This window comes from Salinarimonas ramus (assembly GCF_014645695.1).
GTDB lineage: Bacteria > Pseudomonadota > Alphaproteobacteria > Rhizobiales > Beijerinckiaceae > Salinarimonas > Salinarimonas ramus.
In genome coordinates this window covers 93,304-107,087 of record NZ_BMMF01000010.1, presented here as the reverse complement: position 1 = coordinate 107,087, position 13,784 = coordinate 93,304, and the positions used below count along the sequence as shown (strand labels likewise).

Below are 13,784 nucleotides of genomic sequence, written 5' to 3'. Positions count from 1 at the left end.
CCTTGGTGTGCGGCCCCCGGTGCGGCTCGGGCTCGGCATGGGGCCGAGCCGGCGCGCGCGGGGGCGAATTCGTGGGAGTGACGTGCGACGGGATCGCGTCCGCGATTACGCGGCGACGACGCCCATGATGTCGCTCTCCTTCATGATGAGGAGATCCTGGCCGTCGATGCGGACCTCGGTGCCCGACCACTTGCCGAACAGGACGCGGTCGCCGGCCTTGACGTCGAGGGGCTGGACCTTGCCGGTCTCGTCGCGGGCGCCCGGGCCCACGGCGATCACCTCGCCCTCCTGGGGCTTCTCCTTGGCGCTGTCCGGGATGATGATCCCGCCCTTCGTCTTCTCTTCCGCCTCGATGCGGCGGACGACGACGCGGTCGTGCAGGGGACGGAAATTCATGGGTGGCGTCCTCTATGCAGGCGGAGCGCGCTCGGATAGAACGCACCCGCCGTCCGGGTTGCTCTGGGCTGTTAGCACTCGATCCTCGTGAGTGCCAAAGCGTGATCGCGAGATAGGTGGGTTGCGGCGTCCTGTCAAGGACGAGGGTCCGTGCGATCTGCGCCATCTCGAGCGGATGCAATCCCGGGGCGGGCTCGCCCGCTCGCGCCGGCGCCGCTATTCCTCCCCGCGCCCCAGCGTCACCGCGGCGACGATCATCGCCGCGCCGACGAGGGTCATGAGCGTCGGCACCTCGCCCAGCCAGAGCCAGGCGCCCAGGAGGCCGAAGACGGGGATCAGCGTCAGCCACAGCCCCGCCGCGCCCGCCGAGAAGCGCCGCAGCCCGATGAGATACAGCCAGAAGGCGAGCGCGTATTGCACCACGCCCGAGAGCGCCGCGTAGGCGAGGATTCCCGGCGTGAGCGCATCGAGCCCGGTCTCGTCGAGGCGCGTCGCCGCGACGAGCGCGAAAGCGCCGAGCCCGAAGGCGAGGCCGACCGCCTGCTGGCCGGATGCGAGCGTCGCCGTCGGGTAATCCCCCGCGATCCGCGCGGAGAGCACGACGTAGGTGGCCGCCGTCAGCGTCGCGAGGACGATGAGGAGGTCGCCGAGCGGGCTCGCCCCCGGCAGCGCCGCCGAGGCGCTGGAGACGAGGACGAGGCCGAGCGTCGCCACCGCGATGCAGGCGACGAGCCGCCGCGATGGCCGGTGGCCGAAGATCAGGAAGGCGACGAGGGGGATCAGCACCGGCTCGGAGGCGCCGATCACCGAGGCGCTGCCCGCCGTCGTCAAAGCGAGGCCGACGAGGCCGATCGTGTAGGTGGCGCCGGGCTCCAGCAGGCCGATCGAGGCGGCTCTGGCGAAGCGGCGCGAACGGTAGCGCCAGAACACGTGCGGCGCCGAGAGCACGACGAGGAAGGCGACGCTCGCGGTGAGCTGCACGACCAGCAGCGTCACCGGAGGGATGGCGTAGAGGAGATCGCGCGACATCACCGTCGCCGATCCCCAGCAGGCGGCCGAGCCGATCATCGCCAGGATGGCGAGCGCACGCCCGGGTACCCTGCCTGCGGCGGGCGTCCGTGCGGGGCTGTCCGGCAGCGCGGGTGCCGGCGCCGGCGGGTCCTGCTCCACGGGATCGTTGCGCATGAATGACCTCGCCCTCGCCTCGGTCGGCGCACGCTTCTATACCCGTGTTGCATCAAACGCAATTCAGAAGAGGCGCTACTCCCAGGCGATCTCTTGACCGTCCGCTAGGCTTGAAGCAATTACCGGTTACTCAAACGGAGATTGCTTAGCCATGCTGATACCTTCTCGGGTCGACAGTACCAACGTCGCGAGCACGCGATCACTGAACGCGATGCTCGACGCTCTCCCGCGCCCGGCATCGCCGCTTTCCTTCGGCGCCGACATCGACGCCGCCCACGAGGTCGTGCTCGACACGGAACGTCCACGCGAGGAGCGGCTCGACGCGCTCCTCGCCTGGGCGTCCCGCTACCAGCCCTGCCTCTTCGGTCGCGTCGCCGCCCGCGGCCTGCGCGGCATCGGAATCGCCTGCTGCTGGCTCGACGACGACGACATCGCGCGGGGCGACGAGCACCTGCGGGCGCGCCTGCAGGAGGCGCGCCGCGACTGGAAGCGCGCGGCGCTCGAGGGTGGCCCGAGCGGCTTCCTCGTCATGCTGGCGAGCCGGCGCCTCGTCGACTGCCAGCCGTCGGACGCGCTCGTCGAGATCTGCCGGCGCGTGGCGGACCTCTACTTCGTCGAGTTCGCGCCTGTCGCCTGCGACGTGATCTACACGGAGGCCGTGCCGCTGCGCACCGACCGCGTGCGGCTCTACAAGGGTGGCGCGAACTTCTTCTACCCCTCCGCCCACGGCACGCAGAACCACGACCGCCGCGTGCCGGGCGGGCTGATGATGTCCATCAACTCCGCCGGTCACTGGGCGAGCAAGATGGTCGCCTCCGGTGAGGCGCGCGACTTGGCCGACGCCGTCGACCAGGTGATGGACCTCGCCCTGCGCTCCATCGGCAACGGCGGGCTCGGGCAGGACCGGGAGGCGGCGGAGCGGTTCGGCAGCTGCACCTGGCACAATCGCGGCCTCGCGCCGCTGCGCCCCCGCCGCACGCCGATCGGGACGCTGCCGCGTACCGTGCCGCAGGACCATTCCCAGGACTTCTATTCCGGGATCTACCACACCGACGTTCTCGTCCCCACGCACGTCACCCGCGCCGCGCATCACGACGAGGCGCCGCAGGTCTGGCCGAACCTCGAGTTCTCGTACATCACGGACGCCCATCGCGGGCCGGAGCACGAGGATTACGGGCAGGTCTGGGGGCATGTGGTGCCGGAGGAGGCGATGTTCTCCAATCCCTGGCCGCCGCTGCGCCCGAAGCCGCCGGAAGCCGTGCCGGCGGAGGACATCGTCGCGCGCGCCTGCCCGCACGCCGCGTGAGAACGCCTCAGCCCCGCTTTCGGCGCGAGGCGACGATCGCGCCCGCGACGATCAGGGTCGCGCCCGCGAACGTCGCGAGGCCGGGCACCTCGCCGAAGAAGGCGAAGCCGAGCACCGTCGCCCAGACGAGGGACGTGTAGTCGAGCGGCGCGAGGCGCGACGCCTCCGCCGCGCGGAAGGCGCGGGTGAGGAGGAGGTGCCCGCTCGCGCCGAGAAAGCCCGCGAGGGTGAAGAGCCCCACGTCCGCGGGCGCGAGCGGCACCCAGAAGAACACCGCCGGCACGGCGAGAATCACAGCCGGCACCAGGTTCTGCAGGGCGACGATGGTGACGATGCCGTCGATGCGCGCGCGGGCGCGCACCAGCACCATGGCGAGGGCGTAGAACACAGCCGCCGACAGCCCCGCGGCGACGCCCACGGGATCGAGCCGGAAGCCGTCGAGCCCCGCCGTCGGATCGCCCTGGCCGAAGACGATGACGAGCATGCCGGCGAAGCCGACGACGAGCGCGCCGACGATGCGCCGGTCGACCCGCTCGCCGAGCAGCATCACCCCGAACACGGCCATGAAGGTCGGCGCCAGGAAGGCGAGCGCCGTCGCTTCCGCGAGCGGCAGCCGCGCGAGGCTCGTGAAGAAGGTGAGCACCGTCGCGACGACGAGGAGGCCGCGAATCGCGTTCACGCGCAGTGCCTCGCGCGAGGGGAGGCGCGGGCGCGCCCAGAGCACGACGGGGATCATCCACAAGGCGCCGAAGGCGAAGCGCAGGAAGGAGACCTCGACCACGGGATAGCGCGCCGTGGTCGCCTTGACGACCGCGTCCATGGCGCACAGGAGCCCGATGCCGAGCACCGCGTCGCGCGCCGCGTGGGTGAGCGAGGCGGGCGCCGCATCGAGGGCGGTGGGGGCTGTCATCGGGTGCGCGTCATGGCGGGTGTAATCCGGCTCGCGGGGAGCCGGACTTGTCGCATGCACGATCGCACCGGGAAAGGGGTGCGGCCGTTGTCACGCCGCCTTGGCGTCGGCGCCCCGGGCGAAGCCCGCCTTGCCGGCGTAGCCCTTCACGATCGCCTCGCGCTCGGCATGGCCGAGCACGGCGTCGATGTCGTCGAAGCCGTCGGGTGCGCGCGCCTCGACGGCGTCGATGACGCCTTCTGGCCCGCCGCTGCGATTGGCCCGCACGATCTCCGCCGTCTTCGGCAGGCGCTCGGCCTCGTAGGCGCGCAAGGCCGCCATGGGATGGTCGCAGCCCGCGAGCCTGTCGGCGAGGCAGCGCGCGTCGAGGATCGCCTGGCTCGCGCCGTTCGAGCCGACCGGGTACATGGGATGCGCCGCGTCGCCGAGCAGCGTCACGCGTCCATGGCTCCAGCGGGGCAGGGGATCGCGGTCGCACATCGGGTATTCGTAGAATTCCGGCGTCGCCTCGATGAGAGCCGGGACGTTGAGGTGGCGGATGCGGAAGCGCTCCACGTGCGGCATCAGCTCCTCGCGACGCCCCGGACGCGACCAGTCCTCGCGCCGCGGCGGCGGCGTCGAGCCGTCGCCGAGCCGCACGGCGACGGCCCAGTTCATGAGCACCATGCCGGCGCGATGGCCCTCGGCGATGGGGTAGACGACGAGCTTCTCCTTCATGCCGCCGGCGACGATCATCGAGCGACCGGTGAGGAAGGCCGGCCATTCGGTCGCGCCGCGCCAGAGCATGATGCCGTTCCAGGCGGGCGGCCCCTCCTGCGGAAACAGGCTCGAACGCACGAAGGAGTGGATGCCGTCCGCGCCGATCAGCACGTCCCCGCGCGCCGTCTTCACGTGGCGCCCCTCGCGGTCGAAGAACCAGGCGACGACGCCGCCTTCGTCCTGCGCGTAGGCGCCGAGCCGGCAGCCGGTGCGGATGGCGTCGGCGCCGAGGCGCGCCTTCACCGCCTCGTGAACCACGCTCTGCAAGCGCCCGCGATGGATGGAGAATTGCGGCACGTCGAAGCCGGCCTCGATGCCGCGGGGCTCACGCCAGATCTCCTGGCCGAAGCGGTTCGTGTAGATCAGCTCCGCGGTGCGTAAGCCCACGCGGTCGAGGGCGGGCAGGAGCCCGAGCCGCTTCAGCTCCTTGATGGCGTGCGGCAGGGTGTTGATGCCGACCCCGAGCTCGCGGATCTCGGAGGATTGCTCGAAGATCTCGGCCTCGAGGCCGCGCTCCTTCAGCATCAGGGCCGTGGTGAGGCCGCCGATGCCGCCTCCGACGACGATCGCCTTCATCTCTCGCCTTCCCCTCGTCTTACGCAGCGTTATTCGTGGGGCGATTAAAGCGCAGACGACGTGCGGAGTCCAAGCGGGCGCAGGCTTCCCGGCCTCGCGGAGCGGACGCGTGCGGCGCGACGTGCGCGCATCGGTGTTTGACCGGCCAAGCCGCTCGACCTAGAACCGTGCCCCGACGGCAAGACGCATTCCCGCATCGAGGAGCGAAGCAATGGCGAAGGTAGCGTTCCTGGGACTGGGCGTGATGGGCTATCCCATGGCGCGGCACCTCAAGGACAAGGGCCACGAGGTCACGGTCTACAACCGTACGCTCTCCAAGGCCGAGCGCTGGGTCTCCGAGCACGGCGGCGCCTTCGCCAAGACGCCGCGGGAAGCGGCGGAGGGCCAGGAGATCGTCTTCGCCTGCGTCGGCAACGACGAGGACCTGCGGGAGGTGACGATCGGCGAGAACGGCGCCTTCAAGGGCATGGCCAAGGGCGCGATCTTCGTGGATCACACCACGGCCTCCGCCGAGGTCGCCCGCGAGCTGTCCGCGCTCTCCTGGGAGAAGGGCTTCGGCTTCGTCGACGCGCCGGTGTCCGGCGGGCAGGCGGGCGCCGAGAACGGCGCGCTCACCGTCATGTGCGGCGGCGAGGAGGCGACCTTCGCCAAGGTCGAGCCGGTGATCCAGGCCTATGCCAAGATGTGCAAGCTGATCGGCCCCGCGGGATCGGGCCAGCTCACCAAGATGGTCAACCAGATCTGCATCGCGGGCGTCGTCCAGGGCCTCGCCGAGGCGGTGCATTTCGGCAAGCGCGCGGGCCTCGACATGGAGGCGGTGCTCGACACGATCTCCAAGGGCGCCGCCGGCTCCTGGCAGATGGAGAACCGCTGGAAGACGATGGCGGCCGGCGAGTTCGACTTCGGCTTCGCCGTCGACTGGATGCGCAAGGACCTGAACATCGTCCTCGACGAGGCGCGCAAGAACGGCGCGACCCTCGCGCTGACCGCGCTCGTCGACCAGTATTATTCCGACGTCCAGAAGATGGGTGGCAAGCGCTGGGACACGTCGAGCCTGGTGGCGCGGCTGGATAAGTGAGGAGGGCGGCCGCTCTCCTTCCCTGTAGGGGAAGGTGGCGCCGGCGTAAGCCGGTGACGGATGGGGCGCGCCGGCGGCGCGTTCCGCGCAGCGGAAGCCCCTGTGCCGGATCTCGCGCGCCGGGTTCGGCTTCGCCGAACGCGCGTCCCGCGCGCCCCATCCGTCTCGTCGCTGCGCGCCGAGCCACCTTCCCCTACAGGGAAGGAGATGCTCCGTCGAATATCGTGGGTTGGTCAAATTGCTTCGAGCACTGACAGTTCCGCTGCTGCGGCGGCAGCAGGACACAGGCGTCCAGGACGACGCTAGGCCCCACGGCTCGCGAGGTCCTGATCATCAGTGTCCTTGCTCAACGCACGTGAGAAACGTCGGCGTTCGTCCTCGAATGCCTGCAGGGCCAGGACGTCCTTGAGCTTCACGCGTCGATGCGTGCCGACCTGCCGGAACGGCAGTCGGTGCGTATCCATGCGGTGGTAGACGACGGGCCGCGAGACGCCGAGCACCGTCGCGGCCTGCTCGGGTGTCAGCTCCTCCTCCTCGCCCAGGACGACGAGACCGTCCCCATCGACGAGGCGCGAGAGAACGGTCGCGAGCGCACCTGCCGTCGCCGCGGTCAACGACATCTCGACCTGAGTCCCGCTGGCATCGCGCACCAGAAGCTGTCCTCCCGGGCCGGATGCGGCTCGGCTGAGCAGACCCGCTGCTTCGCGTGCGATGTCGCGTTCCTCCGGTGGCACCGCGATCTTCGTCGCCGACATCACCATGGCGTCCTCCAGTCAGATATCCGTAATATCTGTAAGCCTGGAGCGAAGCGCAAGTGCCGCGCCCACCGGACGCGGCACCCGTCGTCCTCACATCGCCTTCAGCAGCACGTGCTTCTTGCGGCCGAAGGAGAGCTTGATCACGCCCTCGCGCAGGTCGTCCTCGCCGAGCGTCGCCGTGGGATCGGTCACCGCCACGTCGTTGACGCGCAGCCCCCCGCCCTTCACCTGGCGCCGCCCCTCGCTCGTCGACGGGACGAGGCCGGCGAGGTCGGGGCCGAAGGCGGTGAGCACGCCGAGCCCCTCGGCGAGGCGCGCGCGGGGGATCTCCACCGTAGGCAGCGTGTCGGCCAGCGCGCCTTCTTCGAAGGTGCGCCGCGCCGTCTGCGCCGCCTCGTCCGCCGCCTCGCGACCGTGGAGGAGGGCGGTCGCCTCGGTGGCGAGGATCTTCTTCGCCTCGTTGATCTCCGCGCCCTGGAGCGCGGCGAGGCGGGCGATCTCGTCGAGCGGCAGCAGCGTGAACAGCTTGAGGAAGCGCTCGACGTCGGCGTCCTCCGTATTGCGCCAGAACTGCCAGTAATCCCACGGCGAGAGCATGCTCTCGTCGAGCCACACGGCGCCCGCCGCCGTCTTGCCCATCTTGGCGCCCGACGCCGTGGTGAGCAGCGGGCAGGTCAGCGCGTAGAGCTGGTGCGTCCCCATGCGCCGGCCGAGGTCGATGCCGGAGACGATGTTGCCCCATTGATCGGAGCCGCCCATCTGCAGGTTGACGCCGTGGCGCTGCGCCAGCTCCACGAAGTCGTAGGATTGCAGCAGCATGTAGTTGAACTCGAGGAAGGAGAACTCGCTCTCGCGCTCGAGCCGCAGCTTCACCGAATCGAAGCTCAGCATGCGGTTGACGGAGAAGTGCCGGCCGACGTCACGCAGGAACGAGATGTAGTTGAGCGCGAGCAGCCAATCGGCGTTGTCGACCATCACCGCGTCGCGCGCGCCCTCGCCGAATGTCACGAACTTCGAGAAGACGCGCTTGATGCCGGCCTTGTTGGCCTCGATCTGCTCTTCCGAGAGGAGCTTGCGCGCCTCGTCGCGCCCGGTCGGGTCGCCGACACGGGTGGTGCCGCCGCCCATGAGCACGATCGGCTTGTTGCCGGTCTTCTGCAGCCAGTGCAGCATCATGATGGAGACGAGCGAGCCGACATGCAGCGAGGGCGCCGTGCAGTCGTAGCCCACATACGCCGTGATCGCCCCCTCCAGAGCCTTCTCGTCGAGCCCCGCGTAATCGGAGCACTGGTGGATGTAGCCGCGCGACTGCAGCGTCGCGAGGAAATCCGACTTGAGGGTGAGTGCGGTGGGCGCGCTCATGGCGTCTCTCTTTCTCTTCGCCTCTTTGCGTGGCTTTCGCCCGGGCGATCCGGGACGCGAGGCCTTTAGCAGTCCGCGCAGCACTTGGCACGTGCGAAACGAGGGGGCACGCGCCGGGCCCTTCACCGGCGCGAGATCGGTTCTGGCGTGCGCGCGTCTTTCCCGTGCCGCACGGGCATGCGAAGGGGGAGGACCGCGTACGTGAGGAGGCCGCTCGATGACCGCCGGAGCCGACATCGTCACCCTCGACCATGAGGGCGAGATCGCGATCGTCACCCTCGACAACCCGCCGGTGAACGCCACCTCGGCCGCCCTGCGCGCGGGGCTCGTCGAGGCGATCGGGCGCGTCTGCGCCGACGAGGCGGTGCGCGCCATCGTGCTGATCTGCGCGGGCCGCACCTTCGTCGCGGGCGCCGACGTGAACGAGTTCGGCAAGCCCCGCGCCGAGCCGTCGCTGCAGGACGTGATGGCGGCGCTCGAGGGCGCGACGACGCCGATCGTCGCCGCCGTGCACGGCACGGCGCTCGGCGGCGGGTTCGAGCTCGCCATGGCGTGCCACCACCGCATCGCGACGCCCAAGGCGGCCTTCGGCCTGCCGGAGGTCTCGCTCGGCGTGATTCCGGGCGCCGGCGGCACGCAGCGCCTGCCGCGGCTGGCGGGCGTCGCAACCGCGCTCGGCGTCATCGTCGAGGGCAAGCGTCTCGTCGGGGCGGCCGCGCTGGAGGCGGGCGTCGTCGACGCGCTCGCGGCGAGCGAGGAGAGCCTGCGCGCGGACGCGATCGCCTTCGCCCGCGATCTCCTCGCGCGAAACCTGCCGCGCGAGCGTCTCCTGCGCCGCGTGCGCGACGAAACGGGCAAGCTCGCCCCCGACCCGGCGGCTTTCGAGGCGGCCCGCGCCTACGCGGCGAAGCGTCTGCGCGGGCAAGTCGCGCCCGTGCGGGCCATCGCCTGCGTCGAGGCGGCGCTCGATCGGCCCTTCGAAGAGGGCCTCGCCCTGGAGCGCGAGACCTTCCGCGAGCTGGAGACGGGCCCGCAATCGAAAGCGTTGCGCCACGCCTTCTTCGCCGAACGGGAGGCGGCGAAGATCCCCGGCATCGGCAAGGACGTGCCGACCCGTCCGATCGAGCGCGTCGGCATCGTCGGCGCCGGCACGATGGGCACCGGCATCGCCATGGCCTTCCTCGACGCGGGTTTCCCGGTCACCATCGTCGAGGCCAAGGATGAGGCCCTCGCCCGCGGGCGGGGGATGATCGAGAAGACCTACGCGGGCGCCGCCGACAAGGGGCGCATCTCGCGACGGGAGGCGGAGGTGCGGCTCGGCCGGCTCGCGACCTCGCTCTCCTACGACGACCTCGCCGACGCCGATCTCGTGGTCGAGGCCGCCTTCGAGACGATGGAGGTCAAGCAAGCGGTCTTCCAGGCCCTCGACCGCGTGGCGAAGCCCGGTGCGCTGCTCGCCACCAACACCTCCTATCTCGACGTCGACGAGATCGCCGCCGCGACGGCCCGCCCGCAGGACGTGCTGGGCCTGCACTTCTTCTCGCCGGCGAACATCATGAAGCTGCTCGAGGTCGTGCGCGCCGAGAAGACCGCGCCGGACGCGATCGCCACGGCCATGGCGCTCGCCAAGCGCCTGCGCAAGATCGCGGTCTGCGTCGGCGTCGCCCACGGCTTCGTCGGCAATCGCATGCTCGCGCGCCGGCAAGCGGAGGCGACGAACCTCGTCCTCGAAGGCGCCATGCCCTGGGACGTCGACCGCGTCCTCGTCGCCTTCGGCCTGCCGATGGGGCCTTTCCAGATGAGCGACCTCGCCGGGCTCGATCTCGGCTGGTCGCGGGAGACCTCGAAGGGCGAGACGCTCAAGGAGCGCCTGTGCGAGCGCGACCGGCGCGGGCAGAAGACGAAGGCCGGCTTCTACGATTACGACGACGCCCGCAAGGGCTCGCCCTCGGCGGTGACCGAGGAGATCGTGCTCGCAATGTCGGCGGAGAAGGGCATCGCGCGCCGGGCGATCTCCGACGAGGAGATCCTGGAGCGCTGCCTCTATCCGATGATCGCGGAGGGCGCGCGCATCCTGGAGGAGGGCAAGGCGATCCGCGGCTCGGACATCGACGTCGTCTGGATCAACGGCTACGGTTTCCCCGCCTGGCGCGGCGGCCCGATGTTCTTCGCCGACGAGACGGGGCTCGCCGCGATCGTCGACGCGCTCGATCGCCATGCGGCGACCCACGGCGAGGCCTACGGCGCGCCCGCGCTGCTGCGCCGCCTCGCGGCGGAGGGCGGGCGCCTCTCGGATATCTGAGAGGCACGCCCGCCTTCGCCGAGCCTCAGGGCGTCGCCGGCGCGATCGCCACGCGGATGTCGTGGAACGCCGCGCCGCCATAGGGCGCGACCTGGTCCGCGCCCGTGAGCGTGTTGATGCCGCGCCCGTCCGGATGGGCGCAATTGGGCCAGATGCCTTCGGCGATCAGCACGCCGCGGCGCACGCCCTCGAAGAGCTTCGCCGTCACGAGCACCCGCCCACGCTCGTTCTCCAGCGCGACCCAGTCGCCGTCGGCGATGGCGTTGGCGGCGGCGTCGGCGGGGTGGATCATCACGCTCGGGCGCGCCTCGCGCGCCGTCGAGGTCGGCGTCTCCGTGAAGGTGGAGTTGAGAAAGTTCCTCGCCGGGCTCGTGGCGAGGCGGAACGGGTGGGCCTGCGTGCGATCCTCCGTCACCGCCCAGTGGTCTGGGAGCGACGGCATCTGCGTCCACGGCCCCATCGCCCCGGCATTGGGGGCAGGCACCGTCGTCCAGTCCGGCCGGAAGCGGAACTTGCCGTCGGGATAGGCGAAGCCGTCGAGATAGTGCGCCTTCTCGAAGGGCGGCTGCACGTCCTTGAAGACCTCGCGCTCCAGCGCCTCGAGCGAGCCCCAGCCCGAGGCGGAGAGCGTCTCGTCGATGATCTCGCGCGGCGTCATCGAAAAGCCGCGATGGCTCGCGCCCACGCGCTTGGCGATCTCGGCGATGACCTCGTGGTTCGTGCGGCACTCGCCGGGCGCCTCGACGATCTTGGGCCCGATCTGGATGTGCTGGTGCCCGCCGCCCTGGTAGAGATCGTCGTGCTCGAGGAACATGGTCGCCGGCAGGACGACGTCGGCATAAGCCGCCGTCTCGGTCAGGAACTGCTCGTGCACGACGGTGAAGAGGTCCTCGCGGGCGAAGCCCTGCTTCACCAGCTCCTGCTCGGGGGCCACCGAGACCGGGTTCGTGTTCTGGATGAGCAGCGCCGTCACCGGCGGGCCGTGCGCCAGCGCCTGCGCATCCCCCGTGAGCACGCGCCCGATCTGGGACTGGTCGAGGACGCGCACCGAGGGGTCGCGCAGGTCGTGACCCTCGATGAGCGACTTGTCCCAATGGTAGATCGCGCCGTTGTTGTGAAAGGCGCCGCCGCCCTCGTGGAGCCAGGCGCCGGTCACGGCGGCGATCGAGGCGGCCGCATGCATGTTAACCGCACCGTTGCGCTGGCGGGTGAAGCCGTAGCCGAGCCGGAAGAAGGTCCGCTTCGTCTCGCCGACGAGCCGGGCGAAGGCCTCGATCTCGCCTGCCGGGATGCCGGTGATGGCCTCGCCCCAGGCGGGCGTGCGCGTCTCGAGGTGCGCCGCGAGGTCGTCGGGGCAATCCGTGTAGCGGCGCAGGTAGTCCCAGTCCGCGAGCCCGTCGCGGAAGAGCACGTGCATGACCGCGCAGGCGAGCGCCCCGTCCGTGCCCGGACGCAGGAGCAGCTTCACGTCCGCCTGCTTCATCGTGGCGTTGTCGTAGATGTCCACGACGACGATCTTCGCGCCGCGCTCCTTGCGGGCGCGAATGGCGTGGGTCATCACGTTGACCTGCGTGTGGACGGCGTTCGTGCCCCAGATCACGACGCAATCGGACTTCGCCATCTCCCGCGGGTCGGGCCCCGCGAGGCGCCCCGTCCCGGCGATGTAGCCCGTCCAGGCCATGTTGGTGCAAAACGAGGAGAACATGCCGGAATAGCGCTTGGCATGGCGCAGGCGGTGGATGCCGTCGCGCATCACGAGGCCCATCGTGCCGGCATAGTAATAGGGCCACACGGTCTGCGGCCCGTGTGCCGCCTCGGCGGCGAGGAAGTGCTCGCCCACGAGGTCGAGAGCCTCCTCCCAGGTCGCGCGGCGGAAGGAGCGGGTGCCCTTCGCGCCGGTGCGGATCATCGGGTGGGTGAGCCGGTCGGGATGGTGGATGCGCTCGGCATAGCGCGCGACCTTGGCGCAGATCACGCCCGCCGTGTAGCTCTGGCGCGGATCGCCGTGGACGCGCCCGATCGTGCGTTCGTCGAGCACCTCCACCTCGAGGGAGCAGGTGGAGGGGCAATCGTGCGGGCAGACCGACGTGCGGCGGGCGATGCGGGGGGGAGCGTTCATGGCGTCTCTCTGCCAGAGAACGAGGGCCTCGGGAAGCGGTGCGCGACGGCTCACGGCTCCTCGTAGGACAAGGACCAGTCGGCGCCCGCGTGCCAGTTGGCGTTGGCCGAAGGCGGGATGCGCCAGCGCAGCGAGCGGACGAACTCGGCGCCGCCGGCCTTCAAAGCGGTACGCAGGATCTCGCGCTCCTCGGCCGAGACGGTGAGCGCGTCCGTCGCGCTCTCCGCACGCACGAAATAGGCGGGGCCGAGCGAGCGGGCGGCGAGGATGGCGGAACGCGCGCCCGTGCGCTGGACGAGGAGGCCGACGCCGGCGCCGGAGCGCGAGGGCTCGCGCCCGCGCGCTTCCATGGGTACGCCCAGCGGGAAGACGAGCCGGCCCCCCGGCGCGAGGCGGTCGAGCCAGGGCGGCGCCGGGCGCTCGACGCTGGCATTGACGTAGACCGCGTCGACGAGCTCGTCCGGATGCGTCGCGCCGTCGCCCGCGACGATCTCCGCCTGGGGCAGGTGCACGAGGTTTCGCCGCGCGGCCTCCGCCAGAGCGGGGTCGACCTCGATGCCGAGCACGCGCCCGCTCTCGCCGACGCAGCGCGCGAGCAGCGCGGTGTAGTAGCCCGTTCCCGCGCCCACGTGCAGCACGCGATCGCCGGGCTTGGGCGAGAGCGCGCCGATCCAGCGGGCGTGGAGCGAGGGGCTGCCGTTGTTGACGCCGCGTGCCTCGGCCAGCGCGAAGAGGACGTCCTGATAGGCGATCACCGGATCGGGATCGGGGACCTCGCGATAGCCCCCCGGCGGCACGGCGACGCGCCAGGGCGGCGGGCCGAGATAGGCCTCGCGCCGCTCCGTCGCGAAGGCTTCCTCCAGGGCGGGGAAGGGGCGGCGCAGGAGCGCCGTCATCTGCCGGGCGAAGGCGCGGCGGACGATCGCGAGTTCGTCTTGCGAGAACGGCGTACGGGCCATCTGGTCTTTCCGTGGCGAGGCGCGGCAGGATAGCACCCGCGGGCGCCGCCCGCCACGTGCGATCCCCACCGGAA

The 13,784-nt window shown here is 70.9% G+C and carries 11 protein-coding genes; 3 read left to right on the top strand and 8 right to left on the bottom strand.

The window, feature by feature from the left end:
* Window positions 1-105: 105 nt before the first annotated feature.
* Both groES and IEX89_RS16690 read right to left on the bottom strand, forming a co-directional pair.
* Window positions 106-396 (bottom strand): co-chaperone GroES, encoded by a 291-nt coding sequence (gene groES, locus IEX89_RS16695; RefSeq protein WP_188914384.1) that lies wholly within the window; start codon window positions 394-396, stop codon window positions 106-108.
* A gap of 216 nt (window positions 397-612) precedes the next feature.
* Window positions 613-1,581, bottom strand: coding sequence for a DMT family transporter (locus IEX89_RS16690; RefSeq protein WP_244645530.1), 969 nt, complete (start codon window positions 1,579-1,581; stop codon window positions 613-615).
* A 211-nt stretch (window positions 1,582-1,792) separates the two neighbouring features.
* On the opposite strand from IEX89_RS16690, the gene IEX89_RS16685 reads away from it, so the two are divergent.
* The gene (locus tag IEX89_RS16685; protein ID WP_188914383.1) at window positions 1,793-2,887 is read left to right on the top strand and encodes a hypothetical protein; all 1,095 of its coding nucleotides are present in this window, start codon (window positions 1,793-1,795) and stop codon (window positions 2,885-2,887) included.
* Between the two features lie 7 nt (window positions 2,888-2,894).
* On the opposite strand, the gene IEX89_RS16680 is transcribed toward IEX89_RS16685, so the two are convergent.
* Together IEX89_RS16680 and IEX89_RS16675 are read right to left on the bottom strand one after the other, a co-directional pair.
* Entirely contained in the window at window positions 2,895-3,797 is a 903-nt protein-coding gene (locus tag IEX89_RS16680) for a DMT family transporter (protein ID WP_188914382.1), read from the bottom strand.
* Window positions 3,798-3,887: 90 nt separating this feature from the next.
* On the bottom strand, window positions 3,888-5,132 hold the full coding sequence (locus IEX89_RS16675) for a flavin-dependent oxidoreductase (protein ID WP_188914381.1): 1,245 nt from the start codon (window positions 5,130-5,132) through the stop codon (window positions 3,888-3,890).
* 211 nt (window positions 5,133-5,343) lie between these two features.
* Between IEX89_RS16675 and IEX89_RS16670 the strand changes: the two genes are divergently transcribed.
* The gene (locus tag IEX89_RS16670; RefSeq protein WP_188914380.1) at window positions 5,344-6,210 is read left to right on the top strand and encodes an NAD(P)-dependent oxidoreductase; all 867 of its coding nucleotides are present in this window, start codon (window positions 5,344-5,346) and stop codon (window positions 6,208-6,210) included.
* Between the two features lie 302 nt (window positions 6,211-6,512).
* Here IEX89_RS16670 and IEX89_RS16665 read toward each other — a convergent pair whose 3' ends face one another.
* The gene (locus tag IEX89_RS16665; RefSeq protein ID WP_188914379.1) at window positions 6,513-6,971 is read right to left on the bottom strand and encodes a helix-turn-helix domain-containing protein; all 459 of its coding nucleotides are present in this window, start codon (window positions 6,969-6,971) and stop codon (window positions 6,513-6,515) included.
* Window positions 6,972-7,058: 87 nt separating this feature from the next.
* Entirely contained in the window at window positions 7,059-8,330 is a 1,272-nt protein-coding gene (gene tyrS / locus IEX89_RS16660) for a tyrosine--tRNA ligase (protein ID WP_188914378.1), read from the bottom strand.
* A gap of 217 nt (window positions 8,331-8,547) precedes the next feature.
* Here tyrS and IEX89_RS16655 point away from each other — a divergent pair, with 217 nt between their 5' ends.
* Complete coding sequence (locus IEX89_RS16655; RefSeq protein WP_188914377.1) at window positions 8,548-10,632, top strand: 3-hydroxyacyl-CoA dehydrogenase NAD-binding domain-containing protein; 2,085 nt, start codon at window positions 8,548-8,550, stop codon at window positions 10,630-10,632.
* Between the two features lie 25 nt (window positions 10,633-10,657).
* Here the strand turns inward: IEX89_RS16655 and IEX89_RS16650 are convergent, their stop codons facing one another.
* Both IEX89_RS16650 and IEX89_RS16645 read right to left on the bottom strand, forming a co-directional pair.
* Window positions 10,658-12,751 (bottom strand): molybdopterin-dependent oxidoreductase, encoded by a 2,094-nt coding sequence (locus IEX89_RS16650; RefSeq protein ID WP_188914376.1) that lies wholly within the window; start codon window positions 12,749-12,751, stop codon window positions 10,658-10,660.
* Window positions 12,752-12,801: 50 nt separating this feature from the next.
* Window positions 12,802-13,710: a protein-L-isoaspartate O-methyltransferase family protein gene (locus tag IEX89_RS16645; RefSeq protein ID WP_188914375.1), complete on the bottom strand. Its 909-nt coding sequence runs from the start codon at window positions 13,708-13,710 to the stop codon at window positions 12,802-12,804.
* Between the last annotated feature and the right edge of the window lie 74 nt (window positions 13,711-13,784).